The sequence below is a fragment of the Blautia sp. HA8986 genome, from assembly GCF_056504635.1.
The window spans coordinates 1,899,411-1,915,468 of the sequence record NZ_JBWLUQ010000001.1 but is presented as its reverse complement, the minus strand read 5'-3'; the positions used below and the strand labels follow the sequence as shown (position 1 = coordinate 1,915,468).

Genomic DNA, 16,058 nt, shown 5'->3' with positions numbered 1-16,058 from the left:
TCCGGGGGATTGCTGCACAAATAGAACCTGAGGCTCAATTACTGTTTTCAAATTTCAAATTTTGAATTGAGAATATCTGCCTGGCGGGCTGTATATCTTACATATAATCCTTCAGAACATTATGATCCCGCAGTACTTTCTCAACCACAGTTCCCTTCACAACATTCAGAAGAGGCTTCTTCAGTGCATTCAGAGGTCCGGGGAGCTGGATCTCAAGAGGAGATTTGCCGTCCATCAGTTTCACGGAGCTGTCCAGAAGCTCACGGATATCGTAAACACTTCCCCATACTTCCGGAACACCACGGTCTACACCAGTGAGGCCATATACAGCCTCCATTGCAGTACGTACAGAATATTCTGTAGTGAAAACAGTATCACGCGGAGTTTCGGCAAACTGTCCGAGGAATGCGAAGTTCACACAGCCATCCGGGATAACATCCGGGCGGTCACCTTTGGCACGCGGCATGAAGAAAGCTGTGATATAAGGCATCATGGTCGGAACGCAGATCGCACTGTTCTCAGCCATATCATCGATCTGATCCACCGGAACACCAAGGTGGTACAGCCACTCTGCAGTGATCTCTTTACCTGTGCAGTCTTTCATCGGCTTCTTGATATAGTCGCCGGGAACATCTGTGAAAAGTCCGTAAACCCATACGCAGACTTTATCAGGATCTTGCTCCTTGAACTGTCCCTGACGGTTGATGGTCCAGCTTAAGAGCCATTTGGAATCCTGGCAGCTTACGATACCACCGGTAACGACCTTGCCGGTACGTGGATCACGCTGACAGATGTTAGTGATATAAGGGATGATACGGTCATCCAGTGTGGTGACGGTAGCAGATTCCCAGTTGGTCTTGGCAATGTCTGAGCAGAATTTCTCCGGATGTCCGAAAGACGGATCCTGAGCTGCGATATTTTTCCACAGGGACCATACTCCGCTGGTACGTACCTCTGCATCACCATTCGGTGCATGGTTCTGATCACCGTAGATCGTGCCCTCTGTACAGCTTCCGTTTGTGACGAAAACAAGATCATTTTCTGTGAGAAGGATACCCTGCTCAACGCCTTTTACTTTGCACTCAATAGCAGAAGCGGTCTTTTTGCCATCCTTGAAATCAAAGATAACATTTGTGACTTCTGTGTTGAACTGGAAGTCAACACCTGCGTCCTCCAGATATTTCTTCATAGGAAGAATCAGAGATTCGTACTGATTATATTTCGTGAATTTCAGGGCACTGAAATCCGGAAGGCCTGCGATATGATGGATAAAACGCTGGAAGTAAAGCTTCATCTCAAGTGCACTGTGCCAGTTTTCAAAAGCAAACATGGTGCGCCAGTACAGCCAGAAGGTGGAATTAAACACCTCATCGTCAAATACATCTTCAATAGTCTTATCGTAGAGATCCTCATCTTTGGTCATGAACAGCTTCATGATTTCCATACAGCCTTTCTGGCTCAGATTGAACTTGCCGTCTGTATGTGCATCCTGGCCACGGTTCACAGTTGCACGGCAGAGAGAGTAGTTCGGATCATGCTTATTCAGCCAGTAGAATTCATCCAGAACGGAAGCACCCGGTTTTTCAAGGGAAGGAATACTGTGGAAAAGATCCCACAGACATTCAAAATGGTTCTCCATCTCACGGCCGCCGCGCATAATGTAGCCTCTTGACGGATCATAGATTCCGTCGCAGGCACCGCCGGCGATATCCATGGCTTCCAGAATGTGGATGTGTTCACCAGGCATCTGTGCATCTCTTACAAGGAAGCAGGCAGCCGCAAGGGAAGCAAGACCGCTTCCTACGATATAGGCATGTTTATCATCAATACCTTCCGGTTTCTCAGGGCGGGCAAAAGCTTCGTAGTTACCGTTGGAGTAATAAATTCCTTTACTGTTTTTGTCATATTTTCCGCGCTCTGTATTGCGGTAATTTTCGGTAGTTTTCTTTACATGTAAAGTTTCCTCTTCATTGATCTCTTTTGTTTTTTTCATCAGTATGGCTGCGCCGGCTCCGGCTGCTGCAAGTGCTGCAAGTCCCATGAATCCTTTTTTATCTGACATATGACATCCACCTTTCATAAATGAGATACCTGTTTGTATCGGATTAACTGTTCTTTGTTGCTGTTGATGCTATGATAGCCCATCCGGAAAAAAGATTCTATTTACAAAACACCGAAAGTGTTCAGTTTTTTATCATTATGTCTGTTTTGATAAGTTTTTATTCTGTATGCATTTCTGCAGTTTTGTTTCTGGCGGCAAAATTACGGATGGCGTTGTCGATGCTTCCGTATAGTGCAGTTGCGGTATCATCCGCGATCCCGCGATAATCTTCACGCATGCCGTTTTTGATCCAGTCCAGCATGATCCCTACAAAGCTGTATTTATACAGATCTGCGATAAAAATTTTCTGTTTATCCGTGATGGGGATGTCTTTTGATCTTTCTGTTACCACGCCCATAAGAAGATTGCAGGTAAGCTGGAACAGATAATTCTCGATTTGTTCCCGTCCCACGCAGCGGTATACATTTAAGATAAATGGCTTGTTTTCCATCACGGCATCAAAGATCTGTAGAAGCCCTTCATGCCAGGTGGAAGAGGTTTTTTTGCCCTGAAGGGCAATTCTGGCATCTTCCAGACAACACCACTCCACAAGATCATAGATATCCTTGAAATGATAGTAAAAAGTCATGCGGCTGATTCCGCAGTCAGTGGTAAGGTCGTTGATGGTTATCTTATCTAAAGGCTTCTTAAGAAGCAGATGTTTCAGGGATTCTTCCAGGGCAAGCTTGGTTGCATTTGTCATAAGTACACCCTCCTTTGGTAGGTTTATGGTTATTAATATAACATGAAAGTGCACAGAAAATCCATGTCAAACAGTGACTTTTCTGTGAAATTATGATAAACTGAAACCCGGAATGTTTTGTGAAACAGAATGGAGTGTATTATGAAAAAGAAATCAGCTTGCATCCTGCTGGTTTTTGCTGCCGTGATAGTACTTACTTATATGACAGGAGAATCCTATTACAGAGGAATCAGTGAAAAAGCAGGGTTGGATGAACAGGAAGAGAAAATATATAAATACCAGTACGACATGATTGTGGATAGCCCTGATTCCCAGTTTTGGCAGGCAGTATATGACAGTGCGAAGAAAAAAGCAGCTTCCAATAATGTACTGCTTGAGATCATGGGGTCGGATAGAGAAACATCCTATAATAAACTTGATTATATGAATATGAGCATTGCGGCCAAGGCGGATGGTATTATCCTGCAGTATAATGGAGAAGCCGGTCTGGAAGAAGCAATCAATACTGCAGTAAGAAACGGAATACCGGTAGTTACAGTCATGAGTGATGCGGTGCACAGCCGCCGCCAGAGCTTTGTGGGAGTCAGCGATTATCAGCTTGGCATGGCTTACGGGGAAATTGTTGCCAGATATGTGAATGAGAACACGAAGAAGATCCTGATCCTGCAGAAACGGGATATTGACGATATGAATGAAAGTCAGATATATACCCAGATCAGTAATGCAGTTCAGACAGCGGTCGGTTCTGCGGATATTGAGATCAAGGGAAGGAATCTTCTGTCAACAGGAACCTTTGAGACAGAGGAGGCAGTTACTGATATTTTTCAGCAGAAGCGGAATATTCCGGATATCCTGGTGTGCATGGATGAAGAGACAACGGAGTGTGCAAGACAGGCAGTTCTGGATTTTAATCTTGCAGGAAAGGTGGAGATCATCGGTTACTATACATCTGAGGATATCCTTGCAGCAGTAGAAAAAGGTGTCATTTCAGTTACCTGTGATGTGGACACGACCCAGCTGGGACAGTACAGCGTGGAGGCAGTTACCAGCTATATAGAAGATGGAAGAACCAATTCTTTCTATAACGTAGACATTAATTTTCTTGACAAAACAGCAGTGGAGAAGATGAGGAGGGAGGCAGTCACAGATGAAAAAAATCCGTTGGAGTGACTTTTCTCTTGTAAGCAAGATCATGCTGGAGGTTGGAGTGCTGGCACTTTTACTGTTCAGCATCAATATGCTGTTTTATGCGCGGATCAACAACTCCATGCAGGAGATGGACGATGTGTATGCCAGTAATGCCCAGATCACAGAGCTTGGGCAGGTTTTTGACGATGTGCAGGACAGCATGTACCAGTATCTGAAGGTAAAAAATTCTCAGGCATTAATGGATTACTATCAGAATGAGGCGAAATACAGGCAGGAGCTGGAGGAGTTAAATGAACAGAATATTGATGATTCCGTGAAACTTCTGGAGAAGAAGATACGTAAGATGTCGGAAGCATATCTTTCCTGTACAGCAGGAACTGTAGCTGCCAAGAGAGGCAGGAATGTGGAAAAATATAAGCAGGAATATGATAAAAGCCTTGAGCTTTACAGTTATATCCAGAGTTCTATGGATGAGCTGAACAAGCAGCTTTTTAAAGAAAATTCCCAGACCTATGCAGCTCTCCGGGCGGTTATGAGATATCTGGAGATCAGTAATATGGTGATCATGCTTCTGGTGGTGGTCTGTGGAATGTTCCTTCTGATCACAGCAACAAGGGAGATGTTCCTGCCGCTGACCAATATGGCGGAAACTGCACAGCTGGTAGGTCAGGGGAATTTTAATGTAAAGATGCCCCCGACAGATTCCAGGGATGAGCTTGGAGAGGTAACAAGAGCTTTTAATACCATGGTGGAGAATCTTAGTCTTTACATTGCCAGGACAAAGGCCGGCATGGAAAAAGAACAGCAGATGATAGAGCGGGAGCTTTTGATGGAAACACATCTCAAGGAAGCGCAGCTTAAGTATCTCCAGTCTCAGATCAACCCGCATTTCCTTTTTAATTCCTTAAATGCAGGAGTACAGCTTGCTATGATGGAGGATGCAGAAAAAACCAGCATCTTTGTGGAAAAGATGGCAGATTTTTTTCGCTACAATGTAAAGAAGGGTGAGGAAGATGCGACGCTTGAGGAAGAATTGGAGGCCGTGGATAATTACATTTATATTCTGAACGTGCGGTTTGCCGGAGATATCCATTTTTCAAAAAAAGTGGAATGTGATGTGGGAAATGTGCGTGTTCCCAGTATGATCCTGCAGCCGGTTGTGGAAAACGCAGTTAATCATGGAATACGGAATATTGACTGGGAGGGACATATTAATCTCAGCGTGGAGCGATGGGACGATCATATTGAGATCAGTGTCCTAGATAACGGACTGGGAATGACCAGAGAACAGATAGAAAGAGTCCTGTCCAAAAAAGTCCACAGCAGTTCGGGCGAGGGTGATTCCACGGGAATCGGAATGAACAATGTGATCAGCCGTCTGGAACTGTATTATGAGTGTGACGGATTGATGGAGATATACAGTGAAGGTGAAGGAATGGGAACAGAGGTAGTGATCAATATTCCTCTGGAGAGGAGTGAAAAAAATGTACAGAATCCTGCTTGCTGATGACGAAGGGATCATGCTGGAATCCCTGAAAAATATTATAAGTTCCAATTATGGAAATGAATGTGAGATCCACACAGCCAAGACAGGCCGTGTGGTTGTGGAAGAGGCGGAGAAATATCCGCCGGATATCTGCTTTATGGATATTCAGATGCCGGGCTTAAGCGGAATCCAGGCAATCCGGGAAATTCAGAAATTTAACAGATCTGTGGTCTTTGTAATAATTACAGCCTATGATAAATTTAATTATGCCAAGGAAGCGGTAAATCTCGGAGTTATGGAATTTCTTACCAAGCCGGTAAACAAAAAGGTGATTCTGGAAATATGCTCCAAAGCTATGGAAAGGGTAGATTCCACAAGACAGAAGCGAAGCGACGATCTCCGTATCCGTGAAAAGCTGGAAACAGTTGTGCCTATGATCGAAAGCGGATATATCAATAATATTCTTCTGCAGGATGATTTTCAGACATACCAGGATAATTACAGGGAGCTTCTGGATATCCGGGAAGAATACGGATATATGATCGTGGCTGAATTCGGTGATTCTACGGAAAATGGCGTTCTTACAAATGCAGTGGGGGCCAGTGTGAAGGCAAACAAATTTTATTCCACATTCCGGGAAATCGCTCAGGGATTTTTTGAATGTCTGGTAGGACCTATTATGGGAAACCGTATTGTACTGCTTGTTCCGTACCGTAATTCCAGGGAGTCCTATGAGGAACGTGTGGAGGTTGTAACAAGAACCAGAAACATGGTACATAAGCTGGAAAGCAGGATTGACAGTAAATTTCGCTGTGGTATCGGCCGGGTGAAGGAGATGGGAAGCACCATGAAAGAATCCTTCAAGGAGGCCATGATCGCACTTCGGGAAAGTACCAGCCATGTGATACATATTGAGGATGTTCCGGCTGCACAGAAATATGACGGCGAATATCCAAGAGATCTGGAACGTCGCTATGAAAAGCGGGTGATGGATAAGGATGTGGCAGGAGCTTTAAGCTGTGCCGAGGAATTTATCCGGTGGATGGAGAAGCAGCAGGGAGTAGATCTGGAGGACATGCGCATCAAGATTCTGGAGCTTGTGATGGGAGTGGAAAAAAAGGCTTTTTTTGCAGGTACCGTGAAATATGCGATCAGCTACCGCAGAAATTATATTCATGAGATTCAGGAATATACAGACATAGAAGGGATAAAAAAATGGTTCCTGGGCAAAACATCAGAAATTTGCAGCAACATGGAAAGCGCAAGGGAAAAAGAAGCGGTTTCCATTATTGAAAAAGCAAAGTCCTATATTCGGGACAATTACAAAAAAGATATTTCACTGGATGAGGTATCACGGGAGGTGGATATCAGCCCTTATTATTTCAGCAAGCTTTTTAAGCAGGAGACCGGAGGAAATTTTATCGAGTATCTTACAGAAGTGCGGCTTCGGAATGCAAGAGAACTTCTCAAGGATTCAGGGCTTTCCATCAAGGAAATCTGTGCGGAATCCGGATACAGCGACCCCAATTATTTCAGCAGGATATTCAAGAAATACGAAGGCGTGACACCAAGTGAATTCAGAGAGAGGTTGAGGTAGACAATATGAGCGGGGGGAAAATGATCAGGAAGCTGTTGATTTTACTGTGTTTGCTGACATTGATGCTAAGTGGCTGCACTTCCGAAAAAACAGAGCAGGCAGCTACGCAGGAAATAGATACAGAGGAAGACGGAGTAGAAAAGAAAATTCAGATCGGTCTTACAGTGGATTCTTTTGTTATTGAGAGGTGGATCCGTGACAGGGATGTATTCGTGGCAACAGCAAGGGAGCTGGGAGCGGAAGTGAATGTTCAGGATGCGGGAGCAGATACAAAAGAGCAGATCAGCCAGATCGACTATTTTATCAAGAAGCATATGGACGTGATCGTGATCATTGCCAGAGACTGCAAAGCATTATCTGAGGCCGTGGAGCGTGCCCACAATGTAGGAATCAGGGTGATCTCCTATGACCGCATGGTAAATGATGCGGATACAGACATGTATATTTCCTTTGATAACCGGAAAGTCGGAGAGGTCATGGCACAGTCCATGATGGAAGCAATCCCTGATGGCGGAAAGATTTTTATGATCCAGGGATCTGCTTCAGATAACAATGTAGACATGGTAAAAGAGGGATTTGAAGACACTCTGAAAAATAGTGCTCTGAAGGTAGTTTACGAAGCCAACTGTGAGGGCTGGATCGCAGAGCTGGCAGCTGATTATGTGGAGGAAGCACTGGAAGAATATCCTGATGTAAAGGGAATCATGTGCGGAAATGATGATATTGCCAGCCAGGTGATACAGGTTCTTGCGGAAAACCAGCTTGCCGGACAGGTGATCGTGGTAGGCCAGGATGGTGATCTGGCTGCATGTCAGCGTATTGTGGAAGGAACCCAGTACATGACAGCATTTAAATCTATCGAAGATCTGGCACGCCAGGCAGCTGAATATGCGGTGAAGATGGCAGAAGAGGGAAAGATTTCGTCAGATGTGACAGATACCATGAGCGATGGAAGCTATGATATCCCGGCGAAGGTGCTGGAACCGGTTGCCGTTACAAGGGATAATATTGATGAGGTGATCATTGACGGCGGTTTCCACAGACGAGATGAAGTATATCTCAATATAGATTACGATACAGAGTAATGCAGAACAGATTGCATACCGGCATATATGTGGCGGTGAAATTCTGCAAGTAATGTGGCAGTGTATCCATATGCGCAATAATACACAATTATGACAAAAATCAATAGCAGATTTTTGGTGCAAAAATGTCTTGCCTGATGCAGGGCATTTTTCTTTTGCAAAAAAATGTCTCTGTCCTTGCCAACTATGTCCAGACAGTCCTGTGCTATAGTAACATCATCAAAGGAAACGTGATTCCAAAAACAAATAATGAAACGGAGGATTTTACAATGAAAAGAAAAATGGTATCTGCACTTCTTTGCGCAACAATGGTAGCTGGTATGGTGGTAGTTCCGGCAGCAACAGCACAGGCAGCAGACAAGAAACTGATCGGTGTTACCATGCCGACCAAGGATCTCCAGAGATGGAACCAGGATGGCGATAACATGAAGAAAGAGCTGGAGGCAGCAGGATATGAGGTAGACCTTCAGTATGCATCCAATGATGTAAGCACACAGGTTTCCCAGCTTGAGAACCAGGTAGCAAACGGATGCGACCTTCTGGTTGTGGCATCCATCGATGGAAGCAGCCTTGGCGAGCCTCTGAAACAGGCCAAAGAAAAAGGAATTCCGGTTATCTCTTATGACCGTCTTCTTATGAATTCCGATGCAGTAACCTATTATGCAACATTTGATAACTACAAAGTAGGTCAGAAACAGGGCGAGTACCTGGTAGATGCACTGGATCTTGACAATCAGGACGGACCATTCAATATTGAGCTGTTCACAGGAGATCCTGGTGATAACAACTGTAACTTCTTCTTCGGTGGTGCAATGGATGTTCTCCAGAAATACATCGATGACGGTAAGCTGGTAGTAAAATCCGGACAGACAGAGTTCGAGCAGGTTGCTACCGCAAACTGGGACAGTGCAAAAGCACAGGACAGAATGGATACTATCATCGCAGGTAACTACTCTGACGGAACAAATCTTGACGCAGTTCTCTGCTCCAATGATTCCACGGCACTTGGTGTTGAGAATGCACTGGCAGCTTCCTACACAGGAGAATATCCGATCATCACCGGTCAGGACTGTGACACACCAAACGTTAAGAACCTTGTAGCAGGAAAACAGGCAATGTCTGTATTCAAAGATACAAGAGCTCTTGCATCTGCAGTAGTAAAAATGGTTGACTCCATCATGAAAGGTGAGGAGCCGGAAGTGAACGATACAAAATCCTATGATAACGGAACAGGTGTCATCCCGACATACCTTTGCGATCCGGTTGTTGTTACAACAGATAACTACAAAGAAATCCTGATCGACTCCGGATACTACACAGAGGATCAGATCAAATAATCAGAATTTTCAAGAAAGAAATTTATCACATGCAGGCGGGGAATATAACCGCCTGCATGAACAGTGGAAAGGGAGGGAAATTGAGTTGGCTAAGATACTTCTGGAAATGAAAAATATCACCAAAACTTTCCCAGGTGTAAAGGCACTGGATAATGTTAATCTCCAGGTCGAGGAAGGCGAGATCCACGCACTGGTAGGTGAAAACGGTGCCGGTAAATCTACATTGATGAATGTATTAAGTGGTATTTATCCGTACGGTTCGTATGAAGGAAATATTATTTATGATGGTGAGATCTGTAAGTTTAACACTATCAAGGACAGTGAACATAAAGGAATTGTAATCATCCACCAGGAACTTGCTCTGATCCCGTATATGACCATCGGGGAGAACATGTATCTGGGTAATGAAAGAGGCAAAAGCTTTTCCATCAACTGGAATGAAACTTATGGAGAAGCAGATAAATATTTGAAAATAGTAGGACTGGAGGAATCCTCCAGAACTTTGATCAAGGATATTGGTGTAGGTAAACAGCAGCTGGTTGAGATCGCAAAGGCACTTGCAAAGAATGCAAAGCTGCTCATTCTGGATGAGCCTACCGCATCACTGAATGAAGATGATTCCAAAGCTCTTCTGGATCTTCTTCTGAAATTCAAGAAGCAGGGAATGACGTCTATCATCATTTCCCATAAATTAAATGAAATCTCCTATGTAGCAGATAAGATCACAGTTATCCGAGATGGATCTACCATTGAAACACTGGATAAAAAGAAAGACGATTTTTCTGAGCAGAGGATCATTCAGGGAATGGTTGGACGTGAGATGACAGATCGGTTCCCGAAACGTCCAAATGTAAAGATCGGCGATGTTTCCATGGAGATTAAAAACTGGAATGTTTATCATCCGCTGTATACAGAACGTAAGGTGGTAAATAACGTATCCTTTAAAGTACATAAAGGAGAGGTTGTCGGTATTTCAGGACTGATGGGAGCAGGACGTACAGAACTGGCCATGAGTATTTTTGGCAAGAGCTATGGAACTAAGATTTCCGGACAGGTGTTCATGAACGGAAAAGAAGTGAAGCTGAATACAGTTCAGGAAGCCATCGACAACAAGCTTGCTTATGTTACAGAGGATCGAAAAGGAAACGGGCTGATCCTTTCCAAGTCCATAAAGATGAACACTACGCTTGCAAACATGTCCGGTATCAGTAATGGAAAAGTGATCGATACGGACAAAGAATACGCAGTTGCTGAGGAATACAGGAAGAAACTGAAAACCAAGTGCCCGACAGTTGAGCAGAATGTCGGAAACCTGAGCGGTGGTAATCAGCAGAAGGTTCTTCTTGCAAAATGGATGTTTGCAGAGCCGGATATTCTGATTTTGGATGAACCTACAAGGGGTATTGATGTAGGTGCCAAATATGAAATCTACTGTATCATCAATGACCTGGTCGCAGCAGGAAAATCTGTGATCATGATCTCTTCTGAGCTTCCGGAAGTGCTTGGAATGTCAGACAGAATCTATATCATGAACGAGGGCAGATTCGTAGGAGAGGTAAGTGGTGAGGAAGCTACATCTGAGCTGATCATGTCCAGGATCGTGAAGTCAGGTAAAGGAGAGTAAGAAGATGGAGAAAAAGATTAGTTTTTCAGAAATATTAAAAAAATATACCATGGTCATTGTTCTGGTATTTGTTGTGATCATGTTTTCTGTGAACACAAAGGGCGTTATGCTTCTTCCGCAGAATGTAAATAACCTGGTAGCCCAGAATGCATATGTATTTATTCTTGCAACCGGTATGCTGTTCTGTATTTTAACAGGTGGTAACATTGATTTGTCAGTTGGTTCTGTTGTATGCTTTGTTGCTGCTGTCGGTGGTAAGATGATGGTTCTCAACAGTATGAATCCGTATCTCACTATGATTGTGATGCTTCTCGTGGGTATTGCCATTGGTGCATGGCAGGGATTCTGGATCGCTTATGTACGAATTCCTCCATTTATTGTTACTCTGGCAGGTATGCTTGCTTTTCGTGGCCTTTCCAACGTAGTTCTGGAAGGACAGACCCTGGCTCCGATGCCGGATGCTTATCTGGCTCTGTTCAATAACTATATTCCGGACTTCCTTGGTGGAGGTGAAGGATTTAACAGAACATGTTTCGTAGTTGGCATTATTGTCTGCATCGTCTATGTTGCACTTGTTATGAAAAACCGTGCAGACCGTGCAAAGAAAGGCTACAGTGTTGAGTCTTTCGGTGGTGTTGCAGTGAAGATGATTCTGATCTGTGCAGTTGTTCTTGCATTCATGTTCAGACTTGCTCAGTACAAAGGTATCCCGAATTCCCTTCTCTGGGTTGTAGTGATCATTGCAATTTATACATACATTGCTTCCAAGACTACAACAGGTCGTTATTTTTATGCAGTTGGCGGTAATGAGAAGGCAACAAAGCTTTCCGGTATTGATACAAACAAGGTTTATTTCCTTGCTTACCTGAACATGGGCCTTCTGGCAGCTATTGCAGGTATGGTTACTATGGCGAGACTGAATTCATCCAACCCACAGGCAGGTACAAACTTTGAGATGGATGCGATCGGTGCATGTTTCATCGGTGGTGCTTCTGCTTATGGTGGTACCGGTACAGTTCCCGGTGTTATCATCGGTGCCCTCCTTATGGGTGTTCTGAACCTTGGTATGAGTATCATGGGTATTGACCAGAATATCCAGAAGGTTGTCAAAGGTATGGTTCTTCTTGCAGCCGTTATCTTTGATGTTGTAAGTAAGAGAAAATCCTTTATCGTAAAATAATAAAAATGAATGAAGTTTAGCAGCAGGCTTTCGGAAAGATTTGAAGTCTGCTGCTTTTTTGCATAGGAAATTGTTCCGCAACAGGATTCTTTTTTTGTTGTTGTTTTATGTGAGAGTTTTTTGCCAGATTTTGTGGTTTTATGGGTGATATGCTTGTTTTTAGGGGAGCGTTATATTATAATAAGGGAAAGTTAGTGATTTACGATTTTGTGTTGTCGGGAGGCTGTGATGGGAAATACAGTGACGATTTGTTTTGCGAATAATAAGGGCGGCAGCGGAAAGTCCACCAGCTGTTCCAATGTAGGTGCGGCACTGGCCGGTATGGGGAAGAAGGTTCTTCTTGTGGACGGCGATATGCAGCTGAATCTTTCCCTTTCATTTTTTGATGAAGAAGAAGTTCTGAAAATGGCTGCCGGGGAAAAAAATCTCTACTATGCCATTGGTCATCAGTCGGATCTCAGCGATTTTATCGTGCATACGAAGTATGAGAATCTGGATCTGGTTCCGTCATCCACGCTGATGAGCTCCGTGGAATATGAGCTTTTTACGAAATGGCAGAGAGAATTTATCCTGCGGAAATGTCTGCAGAAGATCAAGGATTCCGGGGTGTACGATTACATTCTTATTGATGCACCGCCGACTCTTGGCGGCTGGGTGATGAATATCCTGTGCGCATCGGATTACGTTCTGGTTCCGGTGGAGGCAAGCCCGTGGGGGATGTTTGGTCTTGCAAATATGTTCGATTTCCTGAATGAGGTACGTGAGATCGCTCCGGCCCTTCAGGTCCTGGGAATCGTTGTGACAAAGGCAGATGCCAGAAAGAATTATTTCAAACAGACCATGGAGACTCTCAAAGAGATGGAGGGAATCTATCTTTTTGAATCCTTTATCCGTGTGGACAGCTCCATCGAATGGTCACAGGACAGCAGCGAGCCGGTTGTGGAATTCAAAAAAAGCAGCCGCAGCGCAAAAGAATACATAGCATTGGCAGAGGAGGTAATGGATCGTGTCAGTAGGTAAAGCAAGCATCGCAAGAGCAGTAAATGCAGAGAAAACAGCAAAGACAGAAGAGAAAGTTACAGAGGTAAAAGTGACAGAAAAGCCGACAGAAGTAAAGACAGAAACAGGAGAGAAAGCTGCTGAAAAACCAGTCGAAAAGAAAACCACAGCGAAAGCTCCGGCAAAGAAGACCACAGCAAGGAAAGCAGCCACAACAAAAACCACAGCAAAGAAAACCACCACCAGAAAGACAACAACACGAAAAACTGCAGCTAAGAAAACAGTCGCCGCAGAAACCACAACAGGAACTGTAGCTCAGAATGTGATCAGTGGAGGAAACGCCGACGAACTCCAGGCCAAGTTCCTCACCCCAAAGAAAGACGAGCCGGACAACAACCAGCCGGTAGGAATCAAGGATGAGCTTCCGGTTTATCTGCTGTAATTGTAATACAGAAGAAATATTCACAAAGTTCATTAAAAAAACTGTCGCAGACTCTGTGCCATAATCCAGACACAGCGTGTGCGGCAGTTTTTATATATTGCTACATCCAGTGGGACAGCGAAGCGCCTCCCACGTCCGTCTGCGATCAGTCAACATTCAACCCGTTCCGGCATGAAACACCAGGCGTGCCCAAGAGGGTGGGAGCTTTAGCGTTGGGACGAAAAATCATTCCGACAAGCTGCACGCCCCAAACAGCGGAAAATCTGTCCCGAATTCAGTTGGTGTAGTCCGCTACGCCGCCCTCATCCGAAACAGATTTTCCACAGTTTGTGACGCACATCTTGCCGAAAGCATTTTTCGTCCCAACGCTAGGAGGGTCTTCGGGTTTCGCAACTCTGAGATGACCCTCCCTCGTATCTTTACATATTGTAATACGCAGCATACAATCCATTCTTCTCAAGCAGCTTAGCATGAGTGCCTCTCTCGGCGATACCATCCTCCGTGATCACAATGATCTCATCCGCATCGCGTATTGTAGACAATCGGTGTGCGATCGTAATGGTAGTACGATTTTTTGAAAGTTCCTCCAGACTCTTCTGAATCCAACGTTCACTTTCGTTATCCAGTGCACTGGTGGCCTCATCCAGGATCAGGATCGGAGGATTCTTAAGGAATACACGGGCAATGGAGATCCGCTGCTTCTGTCCGCCGGAAAGGCGTGTGCCACGTTCTCCGACATAAGTGTCATATCCATCCGGCAGCTCCATGATAAAGTCATGGATACTTGCACATTTGGCGGCATTAATGATCTCCTCATCGGAAGCTCCGGGCTTTCCGTAGGCAATGTTAGCCTTGATGGTTCCGTCAAAAAGATAGACATCCTGCTGTACCATACCGATCTGGCTTCGAAGACTCTTAAGAGTCAGCCCACGGATATCCTTTCCGTCTACAGTAATGGAACCGCCGGTCACATCATAAAATCTGGGCAGGAGAGAGCAGATCGTGGTTTTTCCGCTTCCGGAAGGTCCCACCAGGGCAATGGATTTTCCCGCCGGGATATCAATAGAGATATCGGAGAGCACAGGAGTTTCATCATCGCTGTAATGAAAAGAAACATGGTCGTAACGCACATGGCCTTTTACATCCGTAAGCTCAACAGCGTTGTCTGCATCCCTGATCTCGGATTCTGTTTCCATCACATCCAGAAAACGGCGGAAGCCGGAAAGACCCTTCTGCATCATTTCCACAAGCTCTACCAGAATCTGGATGGGGCTGATAAAGATTCCGATATACAGGGCATACATGGCAAGATCTGAAGTCTGCATTTCACCCTGGGCAATCAGATAGCCACCGTAAACCAGAGTTACCAGGTACATCATACCCTGGAAGAAAAGATTAGAACTCATGAAGCTTCCCATGCAGTGATAATTATCTCTTTTGGAAACAAGGAATGCCTCATTACTTTTCTTAAATTTGGCACGCTCGATGTCCTCGTTTGCGAAGGACTGTACTACGCGGATTCCGGAAAGCGTATCCTGAAGACTGGCATTTACATCTCCGATCTTACGACGGTTTTCCATGAAGGTTTCCTGCATTTTGGCATTCTGACGAAAAGAAAAAACAAACATCACGATCACCAGGAGGATCAGAGGCAGTGCAAGCTTCCTGTTGATAAAGAACAGGAAGATAAAAGCACCGACAATCTTTACCAGAGAGATAAAAAGATTTTCAGGACCATGATGTGCAAACTCGGAAATGTCAAAAAGGTCACTGACCAGTTTGCTCATCATCTGACCGGAATTATTCCTGCTGTAATAGGAAAAAGACAGCTCCTGGTAATGGTCAAAAAGCTCCCGGCGCATATCACGTTCCATCTTTGCACCCATCATATGTCCCTGATAGGTTACATAATATTTGCAGAGACTCTGCACAATGTACATAACAAAAAGAGAAGCTGCAATCACAGGGAGGGCATGAAGAATAATATCCTTATCCTGTGTAAAGAGAGTTTTTGTCATGGTACGAAGAATCTGGGGATAAGCAAGATCTACCAGACTGATAACGGCTGCACAGATCAGGTCAATAAAAAAGACCGCTTTGTACGGGCCGTAGTAGTGGATGAATTTCTTGATGGTATTCATCGGAAAAAGTACCTCCGTTTTTATGAAATGTATAGTGTTGTCTGAGCAAAAAACATTGCTTCCGGACATTCTATGTTCATCTTATCATAAGTAAGAATAAAGTCAAGATAAGTGAATTTCTGGTCTGTTTCGTTTCTGCATACTTTCTGAGAGCAGGAACTATATGGCTGCTGTTCACAGGAAATATTCCGCGAGGGATTGTTGGCAACGGAGC

The 16,058-nt window shown here is 44.4% G+C and carries 12 protein-coding genes and 1 pseudogene; 10 read left to right on the top strand and 3 right to left on the bottom strand.

From position 1 onward, the window contains the following. Window positions 1-97: 97 nt before the first annotated feature. Complete coding sequence (locus AC04Q4_RS08995) at window positions 98-2,062, bottom strand: oleate hydratase (protein ID WP_119238941.1); 1,965 nt, start codon at window positions 2,060-2,062, stop codon at window positions 98-100. Window positions 2,063-2,219: 157 nt separating this feature from the next. Continuing rightward, the gene (locus AC04Q4_RS08990) at window positions 2,220-2,804 is read right to left on the bottom strand and encodes a TetR/AcrR family transcriptional regulator (RefSeq protein WP_119238942.1); all 585 of its coding nucleotides are present in this window, start codon (window positions 2,802-2,804) and stop codon (window positions 2,220-2,222) included. A 141-nt stretch (window positions 2,805-2,945) separates the two neighbouring features. Between AC04Q4_RS08990 and AC04Q4_RS08985 the strand changes: the two genes are divergently transcribed. The 10 genes and pseudogenes from AC04Q4_RS08985 to AC04Q4_RS08940 all read left to right on the top strand — a co-directional run. Then, complete coding sequence (locus AC04Q4_RS08985; protein WP_119238943.1) at window positions 2,946-3,974, top strand: sugar ABC transporter substrate-binding protein; 1,029 nt, start codon at window positions 2,946-2,948, stop codon at window positions 3,972-3,974. Next, the gene (locus AC04Q4_RS08980) at window positions 3,952-5,460 is read left to right on the top strand and encodes a sensor histidine kinase (protein WP_173736834.1); all 1,509 of its coding nucleotides are present in this window, start codon (window positions 3,952-3,954) and stop codon (window positions 5,458-5,460) included. The genes AC04Q4_RS08985 and AC04Q4_RS08980 overlap by 23 nt, the downstream gene beginning before the upstream one ends. Next, window positions 5,438-7,036 carry a response regulator transcription factor gene (locus tag AC04Q4_RS08975; RefSeq protein WP_119238945.1) on the top strand — a complete coding sequence of 533 codons (1,599 nt, stop codon included), beginning with the start codon at window positions 5,438-5,440 and terminating at the stop codon, window positions 7,034-7,036. Before AC04Q4_RS08980 ends, AC04Q4_RS08975 begins: the two co-directional genes overlap by 23 nt. Window positions 7,037-7,041: 5 nt before the next feature. After that, window positions 7,042-8,121: a sugar ABC transporter substrate-binding protein gene (locus AC04Q4_RS08970; RefSeq protein WP_244092489.1), complete on the top strand. Its 1,080-nt coding sequence runs from the start codon at window positions 7,042-7,044 to the stop codon at window positions 8,119-8,121. A 308-nt stretch (window positions 8,122-8,429) separates the two neighbouring features. Continuing rightward, a complete protein-coding gene (gene chvE, locus AC04Q4_RS08965) occupies window positions 8,430-9,458 on the top strand; it encodes a multiple monosaccharide ABC transporter substrate-binding protein (RefSeq protein WP_227588556.1) in 1,029 nt (342 codons plus the stop codon). A gap of 85 nt (window positions 9,459-9,543) precedes the next feature. After that, on the top strand, window positions 9,544-11,082 hold the full coding sequence (gene mmsA, locus AC04Q4_RS08960) for a multiple monosaccharide ABC transporter ATP-binding protein (RefSeq protein ID WP_044960730.1): 1,539 nt from the start codon (window positions 9,544-9,546) through the stop codon (window positions 11,080-11,082). A gap of 4 nt (window positions 11,083-11,086) precedes the next feature. Then, window positions 11,087-12,262, top strand: a complete 1,176-nt coding sequence (gene mmsB, locus AC04Q4_RS08955) for a multiple monosaccharide ABC transporter permease (protein ID WP_178773916.1) — start codon at window positions 11,087-11,089, stop codon at window positions 12,260-12,262. Window positions 12,263-12,490: 228 nt separating this feature from the next. Next, window positions 12,491-13,282 carry a ParA family protein gene (locus AC04Q4_RS08950; RefSeq protein WP_092070221.1) on the top strand — a complete coding sequence of 264 codons (792 nt, stop codon included), beginning with the start codon at window positions 12,491-12,493 and terminating at the stop codon, window positions 13,280-13,282. Further along, window positions 13,269-13,703 (top strand): hypothetical protein, encoded by a 435-nt coding sequence (locus tag AC04Q4_RS08945; RefSeq protein WP_476388863.1) that lies wholly within the window; start codon window positions 13,269-13,271, stop codon window positions 13,701-13,703. Before AC04Q4_RS08950 ends, AC04Q4_RS08945 begins: the two co-directional genes overlap by 14 nt. Window positions 13,704-13,941: 238 nt before the next feature. Beyond that, window positions 13,942-14,016, top strand: a pseudogene (locus AC04Q4_RS08940) (DUF6783 domain-containing protein); the annotation flags it as partial. A gap of 106 nt (window positions 14,017-14,122) precedes the next feature. Here AC04Q4_RS08940 and AC04Q4_RS08935 read toward each other — a convergent pair. Then, complete coding sequence (locus AC04Q4_RS08935) at window positions 14,123-15,844, bottom strand: ABC transporter transmembrane domain-containing protein (protein ID WP_476388862.1); 1,722 nt, start codon at window positions 15,842-15,844, stop codon at window positions 14,123-14,125. Between the last annotated feature and the right edge of the window lie 214 nt (window positions 15,845-16,058).